Origin of the sequence: Candidatus Koribacter versatilis Ellin345 (genome assembly GCF_000014005.1) — a bacterium.
Lineage (GTDB): Bacteria > Acidobacteriota > Terriglobia > Terriglobales > Acidobacteriaceae > Korobacter > Korobacter versatilis_A.
The window spans coordinates 2343124-2358444 of record NC_008009.1 but is presented as its reverse complement, the minus strand read 5'-3'; the positions used below and the strand labels follow the sequence as shown (position 1 = coordinate 2358444).

General features: G+C 58.4%; 15 protein-coding genes and 1 tRNA gene. 6 read left to right on the top strand and 10 right to left on the bottom strand.

Annotation, left to right across the window (positions count from 1 at the left end; genetic code table 11):
* Nucleotides 1-25 precede the first annotated feature (25 nt).
* Together ACID345_RS10095 and ACID345_RS10090 are read right to left on the bottom strand one after the other, a co-directional pair.
* Nucleotides 26-1024 carry a hypothetical protein gene (locus ACID345_RS10095; RefSeq protein ID WP_011522766.1) on the bottom strand — a complete coding sequence of 333 codons (999 nt, stop codon included), beginning with the start codon at nt 1022-1024 and terminating at the stop codon, nt 26-28.
* Nucleotides 1021-2829, bottom strand: coding sequence for a tetratricopeptide repeat protein (locus tag ACID345_RS10090; RefSeq protein ID WP_011522765.1), 1809 nt, complete (start codon nt 2827-2829; stop codon nt 1021-1023). Before ACID345_RS10090 ends, ACID345_RS10095 begins: the two co-directional genes overlap by 4 nt.
* A gap of 131 nt (nt 2830-2960) precedes the next feature.
* Between ACID345_RS10090 and ACID345_RS10085 the strand changes: the two genes are divergently transcribed.
* Entirely contained in the window at nt 2961-3326 is a 366-nt protein-coding gene (locus ACID345_RS10085) for a PilZ domain-containing protein (RefSeq protein ID WP_187148980.1), read from the top strand.
* A gap of 1 nt (nt 3327) precedes the next feature.
* Here the strand turns inward: ACID345_RS10085 and ACID345_RS10080 are convergent, their stop codons facing one another.
* Nucleotides 3328-3693: a hypothetical protein gene (locus ACID345_RS10080; protein WP_011522763.1), complete on the bottom strand. Its 366-nt coding sequence runs from the start codon at nt 3691-3693 to the stop codon at nt 3328-3330.
* Between the two features lie 81 nt (nt 3694-3774).
* On the opposite strand from ACID345_RS10080, the gene ACID345_RS10075 reads away from it, so the two are divergent.
* Nucleotides 3775-3849, top strand: a tRNA-Gly gene (locus ACID345_RS10075).
* A gap of 163 nt (nt 3850-4012) precedes the next feature.
* Entirely contained in the window at nt 4013-4969 is a 957-nt protein-coding gene (locus ACID345_RS10070; protein WP_011522762.1) for a sensor domain-containing diguanylate cyclase, read from the top strand.
* Nucleotides 4970-5095: 126 nt separating this feature from the next.
* Here the strand turns inward: ACID345_RS10070 and ACID345_RS10065 are convergent, their stop codons facing one another.
* Nucleotides 5096-5731, bottom strand: a complete 636-nt coding sequence (locus tag ACID345_RS10065; RefSeq protein ID WP_011522761.1) for a DedA family protein — start codon at nt 5729-5731, stop codon at nt 5096-5098.
* Between the two features lie 144 nt (nt 5732-5875).
* On the bottom strand, nt 5876-6103 hold the full coding sequence (locus ACID345_RS10060) for a hypothetical protein (RefSeq protein WP_011522760.1): 228 nt from the start codon (nt 6101-6103) through the stop codon (nt 5876-5878).
* Between the two features lie 68 nt (nt 6104-6171).
* Here ACID345_RS10060 and ACID345_RS10055 point away from each other — a divergent pair, with 68 nt between their 5' ends.
* Nucleotides 6172-6756 (top strand): YdeI/OmpD-associated family protein, encoded by a 585-nt coding sequence (locus ACID345_RS10055; RefSeq protein ID WP_011522759.1) that lies wholly within the window; start codon nt 6172-6174, stop codon nt 6754-6756.
* Here the strand turns inward: ACID345_RS10055 and ACID345_RS10050 are convergent, their stop codons facing one another.
* Together ACID345_RS10050 and hemQ are read right to left on the bottom strand one after the other, a co-directional pair.
* Nucleotides 6757-9540: a glycoside hydrolase family 31 protein gene (locus ACID345_RS10050; protein WP_011522758.1), complete on the bottom strand. Its 2784-nt coding sequence runs from the start codon at nt 9538-9540 to the stop codon at nt 6757-6759.
* A 583-nt stretch (nt 9541-10123) separates the two neighbouring features.
* Nucleotides 10124-10972 carry a hydrogen peroxide-dependent heme synthase gene (hemQ, locus tag ACID345_RS10045; RefSeq protein WP_228370759.1) on the bottom strand — a complete coding sequence of 283 codons (849 nt, stop codon included), beginning with the start codon at nt 10970-10972 and terminating at the stop codon, nt 10124-10126.
* A 57-nt stretch (nt 10973-11029) separates the two neighbouring features.
* Between hemQ and nth the strand changes: the two genes are divergently transcribed.
* Together nth and ACID345_RS10035 are read left to right on the top strand one after the other, a co-directional pair.
* Nucleotides 11030-11866, top strand: coding sequence for an endonuclease III (nth, locus tag ACID345_RS10040; protein WP_011522756.1), 837 nt, complete (start codon nt 11030-11032; stop codon nt 11864-11866).
* Nucleotides 11863-12123, top strand: a complete 261-nt coding sequence (locus ACID345_RS10035; protein WP_011522755.1) for a hypothetical protein — start codon at nt 11863-11865, stop codon at nt 12121-12123. The genes nth and ACID345_RS10035 overlap by 4 nt, the downstream gene beginning before the upstream one ends.
* Here ACID345_RS10035 and ACID345_RS25380 read toward each other — a convergent pair.
* The 3 genes from ACID345_RS25380 to ACID345_RS10020 form a co-directional block, all read right to left on the bottom strand.
* On the bottom strand, nt 12120-12695 hold the full coding sequence (locus ACID345_RS25380) for a methyltransferase family protein (protein ID WP_011522754.1): 576 nt from the start codon (nt 12693-12695) through the stop codon (nt 12120-12122). The genes ACID345_RS10035 and ACID345_RS25380 overlap by 4 nt on opposite strands.
* A gap of 143 nt (nt 12696-12838) precedes the next feature.
* Nucleotides 12839-13765 (bottom strand): malate dehydrogenase, encoded by a 927-nt coding sequence (gene mdh, locus ACID345_RS10025; protein ID WP_011522753.1) that lies wholly within the window; start codon nt 13763-13765, stop codon nt 12839-12841.
* Between the two features lie 53 nt (nt 13766-13818).
* Nucleotides 13819-15264 carry an NADP-dependent isocitrate dehydrogenase gene (locus ACID345_RS10020; protein WP_011522752.1) on the bottom strand — a complete coding sequence of 482 codons (1446 nt, stop codon included), beginning with the start codon at nt 15262-15264 and terminating at the stop codon, nt 13819-13821.
* Nucleotides 15265-15321: the final 57 nt, after the last annotated feature.

The following is a 15321-nucleotide window of genomic DNA, read 5'->3' as shown; positions in this document are numbered from 1 at the left end:
GAGGGCACGCTGCGGCGTGCTCTTTCTATTTCTGGGCCTTCAAAAGCGGAACCAGTTGCTGGTTCCACTGCTCCACGTCGCTCGCCCACTGCGCCGCCACGACACCCGCCGAAGCGAGTGGGACGCGCGTCAGGCGAGCGCCAAGCTTGCCGTCCGCCAGTTCGTAGCACGAGAGATAACGAGGACCGACGAGCGCCACGAAGCTGCCGTCGGGAGATGTGTAAGCATCGAGCGTTTCGGGATCCTTGTCGAGGACAGCGTCCCAACCGACCGCGAGATCATCGCGTCCAGCAATTTCTTTGGGCACGTCGAAGGGAATGTCGAAGGTGTTCCCTTCCTGGCCTTTGATTTCAGGAGTTACGCCAAGCAACTGGTAGCGTCCCTTGTTGCGCACCACAATCCACGAATTCTCTTCGACTGGGTTATCCGAGTCGGTGGTGAGAGTGCCGCGAGCGTTGGCGATCTCGCCACCGAGCGCCATCGCATCCCCCGCGGGATCGCTGGCAACATCTCGCAGAGCGATGTGCGCTCGCAGTTGCTGCTCTCCGTGGGTCAGGTCTTCAAGGCGAACCATGAAGCCTTGGATTCCAGAAGTAGGTTTCTTGCCGCAATTGCTCACGTAAGCATGTTGGACGGTCGCGTAGTCGCCACCCACCCAACTCAGTGAGTAGGTATTGATGTCGTCCGGGCAAGGTTCATCAGGATTGAAAGCGATAACGTGGAACCTCAGGTGCTTCGATCCAGCCGGCCCGGCCCATATCACTTCGTTTCGCGATTCGTTGGTCGGATGTTTCAGGACCGTGATTCCCAGTTCCCACCACCCCGCCCCGCGAGGAGTGAGCAGTCGGTTCCCCTCCGTCACCTGAACCTGCGAACCGTCGCGAACAATCCAGTAGGAGTGGAAGCTTTGCCCGGCATCGGACGATGCCGCCGCCGTCGTCAAAAGCAATCCGGATTTCGACTGCGCGAATGCGCTTAATGGCAAGAGCAGACCGGCCACGAGAGCTAAGAGTGCGCGCTTCATTGCGCCCCCTTCTGCGAACTTGCGTGATCATAAAGTTCGCGGTCTTCCGGATGCTTGTCGAAGTATTTCGGGTCCATCGTCACGATCATCTCGTAGGTTTGTCGGACGGCAGCGCCATCGCCGCGGCTGTACTGAAGCTGGGCGAGGCTCGCAAGATACTTCGTTTGTTCGGGGAACATTTTTCCACAGGCAGCCAGGTCTTGTTCGAGCGAGCTCTGCGGATAATCCGGCGCGTCCTCGGGCTTGGTCGTTGAATAGATCTCGCAGGCGACGTCGGCGAATCCGCCGTACATGATCGCCGTCGCGGTCTTCCATCCGTTCTTAGGATTCAGTTGAAAAGCGGTACGGAACTCGCTGCGTGCGTCATCCATTTTGCCCGCGGAAGCCAGCGCCAATCCGTAGGCGCGATGCGCTGCAGGATCGCTGGGCGCCGATTTCACACCAGTCTGCGCAACTTGCACCTTCTCGGCCTCGGCAGCGAAGTCGGTTTCATACTTTTTTAAGTGCGCCGCGAGCTTCTCATCCGCCGTATCCAGCGCCACGGCTTCGCGCTGCGCATTGATCGCCTCGGCGTGACGGTTGCGTGCCCACAGCACTGCGGCGAGTTGCTCTCGCGTCGCTATCCAATCCGGCCGAAGCTTTGCGGCGGAGTCGAGCAGCAGGACTGGATCCTCGGCGGACTGAAATTCCTTGCCTTCGAACTTCTGCGCCAGCAGGTAGTACGAGAGCGCGTAATTGGGATCGCTCTTGATCGCCTCGCGATATTCGGCAATCGCCTCTGCAGTTGGAAGTTCGGCCGCCAGGAACGTATGCGCGATTGCAGAGTTGTGCGGCGAGAGTCCAACCTTTAGCGCGCTTCGGCACGCAAACTCTCCGCGCACGCCGTTCTGGTTCACGCAGGTCTTGAGTTGCGCGAGAGCTTCGGGCGAGTCAAGCGTCGCCGCAGCGATGGCGCCGGTCTCTCCTGTCGAAACCGCTGCCAGTTGCAGATCGTGAGAAGCTTTGCCGTTCACCGGGTTCAATCTCACTGCTTCCCGGTATTCGATCGCCGCATTCGCCGTGTCACCAATCGCCGCATAAGCCTGGCCGAGCGCATAACGATACTCGGCATTATTTGGGGCCAGCCGCGCACACTCTTTCAGATGGCGGACCACCTCAGCGCCGTGGCTGCCGTCCCACTGCTGCCAGAAGTGCGCAATCTCCCAATGCGTCGTTGGGTCGGAAGTATCCACGCGGACCGCGTTGTCATAAGCCTGTACGACAAGTGGGTCCGGCCTCTGCGCGAAGTCCACGGCAGCCTTGAGATAAAAAGCCTTGGCGGCGTTCTTTTGTCCGGCGCGCTCGAGTCCCTGCCCCGCAGTGAAGTAGAAATTCCCTTCGTGACCAATGCCCGCGACCATAGCTTTGCCGGTGTCGCCCAGAACAATTTCGTGGCCACGCATCAGCCCGAACTGCACTGCCTGCTTGTATTCCAGGTCGGCAGTCGCGGTTTCGCCCGAGCGATCCAATCCCCAGGCATAGATCACGTGTGCCTCGGCACTCTTCGGGAGCAGCGTCAACGCCTGCCGGTAGATCGCGGTGGCAGTAGTGTGTTCGCCCGCCTGGGTGAGCAGCATGCCCTTCGCCAGGAGAAGCTGGGCCTTCTGCGCGGGCGCAGGATTGCCAGAGAGCGCCTCGCTGCACGCGATGGGGCCGTCATAGGAGTTTCGAAAGCAACGCGAAGCTGCATCATCGCCGGTAATTTGCGCCAAGGACGCAGTCGCGGTAGCAGCCAGAATCAGGCCGAAGGTAAACAGGTGGCGCATCGAGTATGCCAGTTATATCCAGCATCAACTCCGGCTTCAAGGGAGTAATGACCTAGGTAATGGGTCACAAAGGGGCATTACCTTCGTGTCTTGCGCTCTGGATGCGGGTTTCCCTACGATTCTTGGCTGCGATGCCCAGTTTGAATCCGTTCGCCGCTTTCCGTTCGAAATCCGAGAAAGACCGGCAGTTCCACCGCCACAAGATCGACGTGGCCGTCCGGATCAAGGCTTGGCGTGGAGGCGCCTTCCAGCTTATGGAAGGCCGTGGTAGCGACGTCAGCCAGGGCGGCATGGCCCTCTCCATTTCGACAGCCCTGCAACTTGGCGAGAGCGTGACCATCGAGGTTACACTGCCCTACTCCGAGCATCCGCTAATGCTTACCGGCGTAGTCCGCAATATTGAGGACGAACGCTACGGGATGGAGTTTACCGGCTTGCGAGAGCAGCAGCGCGAGGCCATCACGCGCTTGTGCGAGGCACTCGAGAAATCCGCGTAAGCTACGAGGCTCTCCGCTCTCGGCCCTGTGCGTCGAGGAAATTCAGCAACCTGCCCGTCTCGGTATCGTTGTTCACTGCCAGATCGGCCCATTGCGGCACCGACACGTTTCCCTGGTAAACGAAAATCGTCACAATCCCGAGGTCCCTGGCCTTCTCAGCAATGGCCGCCGCTTCGTCCTGATGGACGCTGTGGCCAATCAAAACCGCAAGGTAATCGTACTGCTGGAGAAGGATCAGCGCATCCAATGGCTCGCGGGGCGATGAAACCGAGTATCCCGCGATCGCCAGCATGTCGTTGCGGCCGATCAGCAGGGGAGTGGATCGGCTAATAGACAGTAATCTGCGAGACCGTCGCTGAAGTGGCATCTCTGAATCGGAACCATTTCTGCGCCGGAAGGTTGTATCCCGCAGCTCACTTCGGCAGTTGTATACTGGCTTCATCGCTGAGCGGGAGTAACTCAGTGGTAGAGTCACGGCTTCCCAAGCCGTTGGTCGCGGGTTCGATCCCCGTCTCCCGCTCCATTTTCCTCACCAAACTCCAAATATCTCGGAAAACGATAATGTCCCCTAATCGTGGGATGAATCGCGTGGCGAGTGTACTTGCTATCCGATTCTCACCCCGTTAGGGTGGAACTCATTGACAGCCAGCAATCTGGAATCCTGTTGTTGTGTAGGTACAGAGCATATGGCGGACGGGAGCATTCCGAGCACTCTGACTGAACTAGGCAAAATTGACGCGTTTGTGAACAGCCCCACGTTCTTTCAACGTCTGTTGGAAGAGCTCTACGAGGGCGTTTATTTCGTGGACACCCACCGCCGCATCCTCTACTGGAACCGCGCTGCGCATCGCATCTCCGGCTACAGCGCCGAGGAAGTCATCGGCCACTACTGCCAGGACAACATCCTCAACCACGTGGACGACGCCGGCACTCAACTCTGTTTCGGCAAGTGTCCGCTGTTGACGACGATCGAGCACGGCGTCCCGCACGAGTGCGAAATCTATCTCCACCACAAGAATGGCCACCGCGTCCCGGTCCGCGTGCACGTCACGCCTGTTCGCGATGCCAACAACCAGATCATCGGCGCAGTCGAGATGTTCGTCGAAGCCAACAGCTCAAAAGCCCGCAACCAGCGCGCCGAGCTACTCCATAGCCGTGGCTTCCTCGATCCTCTGACCGACATCGGCAATCGCCGCTATCTCGAAATCGAACTCTTCAAAGCACTCCAGGAATTCCGCCAGCACGGTCTTCCCTTCGGCGCCATCCTTGCCGACATCGATCACCTACGGATTGTGAACGAGCACTATGGCCACACGGTCGGCGATCAAGTCCTGCGCGCGGTTTCGTTGACGCTGGCAAATGCCGTCAGCGAAGCCGATATCCTCGGACGCTGGTCGGTGGATGAGTTCCTCATCCTCGTGCCCAGTTCTTCCGTTGACAGCCTTGGCGACATCGCCGAACGCTGCCGCGCCCTCGTGGAACGCGCCAACATCCAGGTCGGCACCGAACAGTTGGTCGCGACCATCTCCGCCGGCGCCTCAGCCGTGGACCCATTGGACACCATGGAGATGTTCATCCGCCGGCTAGAGAATTACCTGCAGCGCAGCAAGTACTCAGGCCGCAATCGAATCACGATGAAGTAAGTCGCAATCGAATAGAAGTGAAAAGCCTCGCGTTATCGGCGAGGCTTTCTAGTTCTGTCATCCTGAGCGAAGCGACCGAAGGTCGCGAAGTCGAAGGACCCCTATCGGCCCCACCACAGCCAAAATCTACGCTTCCGCTTTCACCCGGTTCTTCCAGTGCGACCGCACGAACAAGAGAATGACGATCACAAGGGCAGCAACGATGATGGCATCAAACCGGTGCAGCCACATCTTTAACCGCGGATCCGTCTCCCACCTCTCACCCAGCTTCATTCCGACATACGCAAGCAAGAAGCACCACGGCCACGACCCAACGAACGTATAGACGTGAAACCGCAGCCGCGGCATCTTCGCAATGCCCGCCGGAAGAGCGATGAACGTCCGCACCACTGGCAACAGGCGCGCCACCAAAACGGTGATGTCGCCGAAGCGCTTGAAGAATTGCTCCGCACGATCAAGGTCATGATGGTTGAGCAGGATAAAGCGTCCCCAGCGGTTCACCAGCGGACGCCCACCGACATAACCAATCTCGTAGGCGATCACCGATCCGACGTTGCACCCGATCGCCCCGGCAGTCGCCACCCAAAGCAACTGGAAGCGCCCGGTATACACCAGGTATCCCGAGAACGGCATGATGACTTCAGACGGCAGCGGAATGCAGGCAGACTCGATCGCCATCAGCAGCATGACGCCGAGATATCCGGTACTGCTGATGACATGAATGATGAACTCGCCCAGAACGGCGATCAGGTTGTGCAGCAAACGTTCACTCTCCGACGCAGACGCTCACCGCGCCCCGTGGTTATTTCCTGAGGATGTGAGATGCAGATTACAGCTCTGCGAGGTAGCGCGGGCCTTCAGTCGCACGAAATCTGCGGCCCTGTCCGAACCGATGCTTTTACCCGGCTAAAAGTCCTGGCTGTCCTGGGTAAAGGCGAATCCCGGCAACGACGCCCCTTCCGGGCCTTTCGTCACTTTTACGCGCGTGGTCTCAATATTCGGCGCGTTCACTTCCGCCGGACGCAGCATTGCAAACTGCGTGAACAGCTCGTTATAAACCTTCGTGACCAAATAATTCTTACCGTCGGCTTCATTCCGCCAGACTTGTCCAAGCTGGATCGATTTCACTGCCATAGAACTTCAGGGTAAATGTCGCGCCAAGGTGCGTCAATCGCGCAACGGGTACAGACTACAATCCGGGAATGCCACAGTTCTTCCCCACCCCGATGCACTTCCGTCTCTGGCTCGAGAAGCACCACGCTGCCGAGCGCGAGCTCGTCGTCGGCTTCTACGTGAAAGACTGCGGGAAGCCCAGCATCACTTGGCCGGAGTCGGTCGAAGAAGCTCTGTGCTTCGGCTGGATTGACGGCGTCCGCCACAGTCTCAACGACGACAGCTATACCATCCGTTTCACGCCGCGAAAGCCAACCAGCATCTGGAGCCAGAAGAATCTCGCCACCATGACGCGGTTGATGGAACAGAAGCGCGTCGCTCCAGCCGGGATGAAAATCTACGAAAGCCGCGACCAGAAAAAGACAGCTCTGTATTCCTTCGAGCGTGCCGAATCCAAGCTCCCACCCGAGCACGAAAAGCTCTTCCGGAAGAACGCGAAAGCGTGGAAATTCTGGGAGGCGCAGGTACCGTCCTATCGCAAGCCGGCCACGTGGTGGGTGGTGAGTGCAAAACAAGACGCCACCCGAGAGCGGCGTCTTGAAATTCTCATCGAGTGTTCGGCGAAAGGATTGAAAATCCCGTCCCTCCGCCGTCCGAACGACAAGCAGGGCTAGCTACTTGACGCCGCCATCTTCGATCGCGTTCTCAGCGCGCTTCAAATAGTTGCGGAAGTTCTTCATCCGCTCCTCATCCTGCGCCGAGCGATGATACTCATCGCGCTTCTTATCGAGATCGCCTGCATCCGTATCAGCCTTCGCCACCAGTGCTTTCACCGACGCCAGCGCATCTGCGTAGACCTTCGGGAATCGCGCGATCTCGGCTTTGGCCTTCTCCGGTCGATAGCTCAAACGATCCCCGGTCTCCCAGGCATCAATCACCGGATCAGTCGCGCGTGTGCGGAAGTTTTCCAGCGCGTTCAGCGTGTCGTAAGCGAGCTGCAAACGCGCAATCGCACCGGCGAAGCCATCCAGTTGCGAGCGCGACGCCAGCGATCCGCCAGCCCGTTTCACCACGATCTTCACCGGCGTGTGCACCGAGTAGCGCACCGTCGTGATCACCGTGCTCAGCGTGTTCCCTTCATAGCGCCAGCCGATTTTCGGTGAGCCCTTTGCGGTGAAAGTGAGTGATTGCCCGTTGGCCGTCACCGTTTCCGGCGGCCAATCGTATGGCAGGCGCAATTCGTAGGCCCGCTCCGTCGTCATCCCCGGATAGCTTCCCTCCACCGGCGCAATCGTCAGCGTGAGTTCATCGCCGCTCTGCGCAGCGCTGATCTTCGTCCACGAAAACGCGCCGCGCTTGTACGCCTCTGAGTCGCTGCCATCGGAGTAGAGTTTGTATTCGCTAGTCTGCTTATCGGCCAGCGGAAATACATTCAGGATAAGCGGATCCACCGGCCGCTGGTCCGCATGCTGCATCGGCGGCTGGCCCGGAACGATCGCCCCCGCCTTCACATACACCGGCGTCTCGCGAATGTCGAAACTGCGCGTCGCATCTGCGGGACCGGCGAAGTGCTTTCCGCTCGATCGCTCGATCCATTCGCCTTGCGGAATCCAAACCTTGCGCGTTGACAGTTGCGTCACCGGATCCACCGGCGACGTAATTGGCGCCACCAGCATTTGACTCCCAAAGACATACTCGTCCTTCACGTTGTACGCCTGCTCCGCCTCCGGCCAGTCGTAATACAGCGGATGCAGGAACGCCACACCGGTGTCGTAGGTGCGCCGCGCTTCGGTGTAAATGTACGGCTGCATCTGTTCACGGTGCTGCATGGTCTCGCGCATGATGTCCGCGTACGGCTCGGGATACGCCCACACGCGACGCTCGGAGTCCGGATTCTTCGTGGTATGCGTGCGCAGGATCGGGCTGAACGCGCCAAACTCAATCCAGCGCGTGATAATTTCCGGGTCCACCACGCCCGGCATGTGCCCGCCGATGTCGTGGCTCCAATACGCATACCCAACGTTTGCTGCCGTCGCCGTAAACCACGGCTGGAACGCCAGCGAATCCCACACCGAAATCGTGTCGCCCGAAAAACCTATCTGGTAACGATGGTTCCCCAACCCGCCCCAGCGATGGAACAACAGCGGACGCTTCCCTTCCATCTGCTGGTCGGTAAAGTGCACGTAGTTCAACCACCACGTCGGGCTCACGCCCGGTGTGCCCGTCTTCATCTCCTGTTGCCAGTCGAGCCACCAGAAGTTGATCCCCTGCCGCTCCAGCGGATGGTGCAGCAGGTCCATGTAATTGCGCGCGAATTTCTTGTTCGTAATGTCGAAGGCCACCCACTTGCGCGTCGCAGGGTCAATGCCCATCGCCTTCGCCATCTCGGGATACGCCTTCTCCCACGGATGCACCCCCGACGCCGGATGCACGTTCAGCGTGGCCTTGATCCCTTGCGCGTGAATGCCATCGAGAAATGCCTTCGGGTCCGGGAACAGCAGCGGGTTCCACGTATAGCCCGACCATCCCAGTTCGTGGCCAGACTGGTCTTTCTCGCCCATCGCGAGCAGCTGCTCTTTGTTCAGGTGCCAGTCCATGTCAATCACGAGCACATCGAGCGGCAAATCGTTTTCATGAAAACCGCTGACGAGGTTGTCTAACTCCTGGTCGCTATAAGCCCAGTAGCGCGACCACCAGATGCCGAACGCAAACCGCGGCGGAATCGGAATCCGGCCGGCGACCTTCACAAAATCGCCGAGAGCATTTTTGTACTCGTGGCCGTATCCGAAGAAATACCAATCCTGGCGATCAGTGTCCGTGCGCAGCACAATCCACGGCCACTCGCTCTTTTCACCCTGTGCGAAGGTGAAGTTGTCGCTATCAAAAAGCGGACGCTTGGAGTCGTCCACAACCACCCAGCCATCCCGTGAAACCAGGCCGGGGTCGATCGGTTCTTTCGTCTGATTGCCCTTGGCGCCGTCGAGCGTGCGCGTTGTGCCCTGTAGATTGCCAGAGTCATCCATGCCGGGATGCCACGTCACCGCCTTGCCGTTCAATTGAATCGTCGCGGTGAGGTTCTCTGCGGTGAACTTGCCGTCGCCGGCGGAGTCGGCGTTATACGTGAGTTCCACATCGGCAGTCTTCAGAGTGACGCGCTGCCCGTCTTTCTTCTGCGTGAACTCAGGCACGGGCAGGAGCCGGTTCAGAAACACAAACGACGGGCGGTCTTCGAACTTGCCATCCGCCGCCCACTCCATCCGGATCATCTGCGGCGTAAGCACCGTGAAGCGCGCGTGGCCCACCACCACCACGGCCTTCGGATCGGCAACCGGATTGTAAGAGGCTTCCGGCGGCTGAACCGTGGCCGCCGCGGGCTTGGCAGTAGGAGTCTGTGCGTGAACTGGGACGATAGCGAATGCGCTTAGAAGGAGTGCGAGACAGAGCCGGGGGTTTATCAAGGCGAGAATCCTCTCCGCCACAATGTAATACACCAAAGTGGAACAGGAAACGGTATGCCGTGTGCCCCGTTGTGGAGAACATTCCCACCCCAGCCAGCACCGACCAAATTCGAGGCGAAATATTCACCACAGAGCCACGGAACAGAGGTTTGGAATTTCTTTTCTTCTAGGACGGAGCGCTTCGGGTTTCTCAGTTCCATCGGGGGCTGTGACGGTCAGATCTCGAACCTCTGCGCCCTCTGTGCCTCTGCGGTGAAAAAGAACTCCCCGGCGCAACCCACGCTTTCGTGGGACAGACGCCGTGACACCACCCGCGTACTCTGCTTTCGTGGCGTATTGTCACGAACCACTCAGGCTCTTTCTCATTTAGTAAACATCGCCGAAAGCGCGATAGTTGCAGACTATCGCAACTGTAGGCATTAACTCTTACGGCTGGAGGAATTTACCCGCAACTGCCTTTAGATGGAGGAATTTGCGAACATTGCATAGCCTAAACTGCTGAAAATGCTAGAGGGGTGGGGGGAGGGGGTACATTGAATAACGAGTTACCCCATCGCCAGATCGAGCGACACGAGGTGCCAGTTTAGAGTGTCGGCAGCTTCCCGCCGAGCCACTCCGAAAAGCCGTCAATTTTGACCCGTAATCCAATGAAAAATGCTCCAAACGACGCATAGACCGCACTCACTTCATCGAATCTCATCTCGTAAATGAGCTTTTTGAACTGCAATGGATCGGCGCCGAACAGGTCAACACCCCATTCCCAGTCGTCGAAACCGATCGAGCCGCTGATGATCTGCTGCACCTTACCGGCGTAGCGGCGACCGACCATGCCATGCGCTTCCATCTGCTTCTGGCGGCTCTCGATGGGGACGGTATAGAAGTTGATCGCCTCCCCGCGCTTGCGGTCCATGGGATAGAAGCAGAGATAACGGTGGTCCGGAATCTTCGGGCACAACCGCGGAGACATCGCGCTCTTCTGCCGCTCGATCGTCTCCTGGATCGCCTTCTCCCACTCTTCCGAATGCGGAACGACGCCCCTCTCCATGAGCTGCTTGTAGAGCTTCACCGTCGAGTCGTACAGGCCGAGCTCGATCACGGAGAGATAGGAGTTCACCGGTTCGAGGTATCCGTACAGTCGAGTGCCCGCGAGCTTCAGTTCGGCCTCGTTCAGTTCATCGAACGAGTTGCGGAAGTGGATCAGCATCAAGTCGCCCTTGTGTCCGACCATCGAAAACAGCGCGGTCAGGCCGGTCTCTTCCATCGGACGCAACGTCTGCTCGGCGTCTTTGATTACCCCGAGGCGTTCGCCTTCGCCCAACGCGTTCCACGCCGCCCAGCGGAAGCGGAACATCTGGTGCAGCACGCTGTAGCCTTCGAGCGTAATCGGATGAGCAGGCATTTCCGCGGAAACCGGAGCAGGATGATGAGACACGTAGGGTCCTTGTGCTGAATTTGTGGGGACTGCGCCTCCCATTGTAATCTGCAACCCATGGCACGCGGACAGATCACACGCCAGCCCTCCAAGGCCGGGCGCCACGACAAACCAGCGAAAGCAGTGACCCTCAACGTGAAAGTAAAAGCCAGTACGCCCGCCAAACTCGCGAAAGCTCCGGCGAAGAAATCCGCGAGCGGCGCGGTGCCCAAGGGTTACAACCCCATCGCCCCCGAGCGGGTGCAGGAAATTCTGAAACGTCTGGAAGCGACCTATCCCGGCGTAAAGTGCGCTCTACACCACCACAACGCATGGGAACTGCTAGTCGCGACGATCCTTTCCGCGCAGTGCACCGACGTCCGCGTGAACATGGTCACGCCCGAACTCTTCCGGAAATATCCCACGCCCCAGGCATTCGCCGGGCTGAAGCCCGAACAACTCGAGCCAGATATCCGCTCCACTGGCTTCTTCCGCAACAAGGCCAAGTCCATCGTGGGCGCGGCAAAGGTCATAGTGAACGACTTCGGAGGCGAAGTCCCAAACGAGATGGACAAGTTGCTAACCGTGCCCGGCGCCGCCCGTAAGACCGCCAACGTCGTCCTAGGTTCGTGGTTCGGTATTGCCGCAGGGGTGGTGGTAGACACCCACGTCCACCGCATCTCACGTCGCCTCGAACTGACGAAAAATAACGATCCGAAAACGATCGAGCAGGATTTAATGAAGATTCTTCCACGCGACAGGTGGATCAATTTTTCGCACGAGATCATTCATCACGGGCGCGCAATCTGCATCGCGCGCAAACCGAAATGCGTAGATTGCTCGCTGGAAAATATTTGCCACGCCGCCGACAAAACGTGGAGCACCGTCGAAATTCATAAGAGCGCGCAGCCATGAGTCGTGAGAAGCATTCGAAGTATCAGGCCGACAAACCGAAGCCCGAGCCGTTTCTCACGCCCGAGCGCAAAAAACTCTACCTCCTGATGGCGGTTGTGGACGGAGTGCTCTTCCTGGCAATTATTGTGGTCGCCAAATGGCGCTTCGTGCCGCTCTATCCAACCGCGCCCGCGTTGGCGTTCATCGCCGTTGTCTTCAACTATGCTCTGATGTTTCTCAAGCGCGATGTGCTGATGAACACCGGCAAGAAACCCTAAACAACATACGGAATAAACGCCTTCACCTTGCGGCAGTACTCCACATACTGTTCGCCGAACTGCTCCGTCAGCAGTCGCTGTTCAGTCACGATCTTCGAGATCCAGGATGCAAGCAGAACTGGCAGCACGAGAAAGTGCCTCACCTGGCCCAGCGCAATCGAAGTGCCCACAAGCGCGAAGAACACTCCTGTGTAGATCGGGTTTCGCACGATGCGATAAGGGCCGCTGACAATCAGTTCATGTTCTCGCTTAATCGTTACCTTTGCGCTCCAATTGCGGCCCAGTGCAAAACGGGCCCAAATGGTGAAAGCGATTCCCGCCAAAGTGAGCACTGTGCCGCCGATGACCCAATCGTCCGTCTGTGGAACCAGACGATAGTGCAGGAACGCGCTTCGCGGCGGCGAGAAATACAGGAAGTAGAACACCGCCCACATCAGGAACATGCGTCCCCAGTTCTGCCACGAGGATTCCGCTCGCACCGTACGCTTGGCGGTGAACCAGGAAACAAGCCATACCCCCAGCAATGTCTCCCACGCGTATCCAATCAGTCGTCCATAGTCAAAGTGCATCATGTTCGCCACACAACTGTTCTAAGCGCTTCCCTGGCGGTTGCAGTAGCGAAATCGGTGAGCAGCCTCCTTCGAACGGCGAATGCCGGTGACTGTATGACAAAAGCCGCTCCGAAGAGCGGCTTTGTCTCACACGTTGTGAATGTCTAAACGCCGATGACGCCGACCAGTTCCTTCACTGAGTCTGCGCTCTTCTGCAACGCAGCCTGCTCGTCGGCAGTCAGCTTGATCTCCACGATCTGCTCAATGCCTTTCGATCCCAGCTTGCATGGCACGCCGACGTACAGTCCGTTGATGCCGTACTCGCCTTCGAGATACGCAGCGCAGGGCAGGATTTTCTTCTTGTCCTTCAGGATCGCTTCCACCATCTCCGTCGCAGCCGCCGAAGGCGCATAGAATGCGCTGCCGGTCTTCAGATACTTCACGATCTCGGCGCCGCCATCGCGGGTACGCTGGATCAACTGCTCCAGGCGCGTGGGCTCGATCAGTTCGGTGATCGGAATGCCCGCGACGGTCGAGTACCGCGCCAGAGGAACCATGGTGTCGCCGTGGCCGCCGAGTACGAAAGCCGTCACGTTCTCCACCGAGACCTTCAGCTCTTCCGCGATGAACGTGCGGAAGCGGGCGCTATCGAGGACGCCTGCCATGCCGATCACGCGATTGCGCGAGAAGCCGGAGAGCTTGAACGCGGTCTGTGCCATCGCGTCCAGCGGGTTCGAAACGACGATCAGGATGCAATTCGGCGAGTACTGAAGCACCTTGCCGACCACGTCCTTCATGATCTTGTAATTCGTGTTGAGCAAGTCATCGCGGCTCATGCCCGGCTTGCGCGGAATACCAGCAGTGATCACCACGATGTCCGAATTCGCGGTGTCGGCGTAATCATTGGTGCCCAGGACATGCGAATCGCACTTCTCGATCGGCATCGCTTCCAGCAGGTCGAGGCCCTTGCCCTGCGGCACGCCCTCGATGATGTCAATCAGCACAACGTCGGCCAATTCCTTCGAGGCGATCCAGTGCGCCGCCGTGGCGCCCACATTGCCCGATCCCACTACCGTAACTTTATGACGCATGATTTCTTTCGCTCCTGGCCGACAATCGCCGGCCTAAATGAATTAAAACCGTATTACTCGTGTGCCGCGTGTTGATGATGGTTTCCGTCCGTCGCGCCGTGGTGTTCCATTTTGCCGATGATCAAGTTGGCAAAGCCACTGGTGGTCACCTTCTTTGCGCCTTCCATCAGGCGCTCGAAGTCGTAGGTCACCGTCTTCTTTTGAATTGTCTGCTCCATCGAGTCTTCGATGAGCCGTGCCGCCTCTTCCCAACCGAGGAAGTCGAACATCATCACGCCCGAGAGAATGACTGAGCCCGGGTTGATGACGTCCTTATCGGCGTACTTCGGCGCTGTGCCGTGCGTCGCTTCGAAGATCGCGTGTTCGCGCCCGATGTTCGCACCCGGTGCGATGCCGAGTCCGCCGACCTGCGCTGCGCAGGCATCGGAGATGTAATCGCCGTTGAGGTTCGGTGTTGCCAGCACGCTGTATTCTTCCGGACGCGTCACGATCTGCTGGAAGATCGAGTCCGCAATGCGGTCATTGATCATCAGCATGCTCTTCCAGCGGCGATCGCCGTGGCTGGCATAGATTGCGTCCAGCACCTGCTTCACTTCCGCATACACGCCCTGCTTGAAATCGTCGGGCGCGAAGTCGATGCCGGGTTCGACCATGTGCGCGTTCTCTTCGATCGAGAGGTTGGGATTCTTGTCCTTGTTGTCGAGGATCCAGCTCTCGCGTTCGGTCACGCACTGCGCGCGGAACTCCTGCGTGGCCACTTCGTAGCCCCACTCACGGAACGCGCCTTCGGTGAACTTCTGGATGTTGCCTTTATGCACCAACGTGACTGACTTCCGTCCGGTCTTCAGCGCGTGCTCGATCGACATCTTCACCAGGCGCTTTGTGCCCGTGACCGAGATCGGCTTAATACCGATGCCGCTATCTTCGCGGATGCTCTTGTTCGTGCCTGCGAGCATTTCCTTGTTGATGAAGTCGATGATCTTCTTCGCTTTGTCAGTTCCCTGCTTCCACTCGATGCCCGCGTATACGTCTTCGGTGTTCTCGCGGAAAATCACGATGTCCATGCGCTCGGGATGCTTCACCGGCGAAGGGATGCCCTGGTAGTACTTCACCGGACGCACGCAGGAATACAGATCGAGCACCTGCCGCAGCGTGACGTTGAGGGAACGGATTCCGCCGCCAATCGGCGTAGTCAACGGCCCCTTGATGCCAACCCGCAGCTCGCGGAAGGCACTCACGGTGTCGTCGGGCAGCCAGGTATTGAATTTCTCTTTTGCCTTCTCGCCGGCGAACACTTCGTACCATGCGACTTTGCGCTTACCGCCATAGGCCTTTTGCACAGCGGCGTCGAAGACCCGAACGGAAGCCTTCCAAATATCGCGGCCCGTGCCATCGCCTTCGATGTAAGGAATGATTGGATTGTTAGGAATTGCGAAGCGGCCATCTTTGAAAGTGATCTTTTCGCCGTCAGTAGGCAGTGGGAGCCCGTTATAAGACATTCAACCCTCCGGGTGGGATTCCATATATGTAGCGAGTCCCGTGAACATCCGGATAGT

Excerpts from the sequence above, each read along its gene's own strand:
- ACID345_RS10090 (WP_011522765.1), bottom strand. The coding sequence starts at position 2,829 with ATGCGCCACCTGTTTACCTTCGGCCTGATTCTGGCTGCTACCGCGACT.
- ACID345_RS25380 (WP_011522754.1), bottom strand. The coding sequence starts at position 12,695 with ATGATGCACTTTGACTATGGACGACTGATTGGATACGCGTGGGAGACA.
- nth (WP_011522756.1), top strand. The coding sequence starts at position 11,030 with ATGGCACGCGGACAGATCACACGCCAGCCCTCCAAGGCCGGGCGCCAC.
- ACID345_RS10070 (WP_011522762.1), top strand. The coding sequence starts at position 4,013 with ATGGCGGACGGGAGCATTCCGAGCACTCTGACTGAACTAGGCAAAATT.
- ACID345_RS10035 (WP_011522755.1), top strand. The coding sequence starts at position 11,863 with ATGAGTCGTGAGAAGCATTCGAAGTATCAGGCCGACAAACCGAAGCCC.
- ACID345_RS10055 (WP_011522759.1), top strand. The coding sequence starts at position 6,172 with ATGCCACAGTTCTTCCCCACCCCGATGCACTTCCGTCTCTGGCTCGAG.
- ACID345_RS10095 (WP_011522766.1), bottom strand. The coding sequence starts at position 1,024 with ATGAAGCGCGCACTCTTAGCTCTCGTGGCCGGTCTGCTCTTGCCATTA.
- ACID345_RS10085 (WP_187148980.1), top strand. The coding sequence starts at position 2,961 with ATGCCCAGTTTGAATCCGTTCGCCGCTTTCCGTTCGAAATCCGAGAAA.
- ACID345_RS10060 (WP_011522760.1), bottom strand. The coding sequence starts at position 6,103 with ATGGCAGTGAAATCGATCCAGCTTGGACAAGTCTGGCGGAATGAAGCC.
- mdh (WP_011522753.1), bottom strand. The coding sequence starts at position 13,765 with ATGCGTCATAAAGTTACGGTAGTGGGATCGGGCAATGTGGGCGCCACG.
- ACID345_RS10080 (WP_011522763.1), bottom strand. The coding sequence starts at position 3,693 with ATGCCACTTCAGCGACGGTCTCGCAGATTACTGTCTATTAGCCGATCC.
- ACID345_RS10020 (WP_011522752.1), bottom strand. The coding sequence starts at position 15,264 with ATGTCTTATAACGGGCTCCCACTGCCTACTGACGGCGAAAAGATCACT.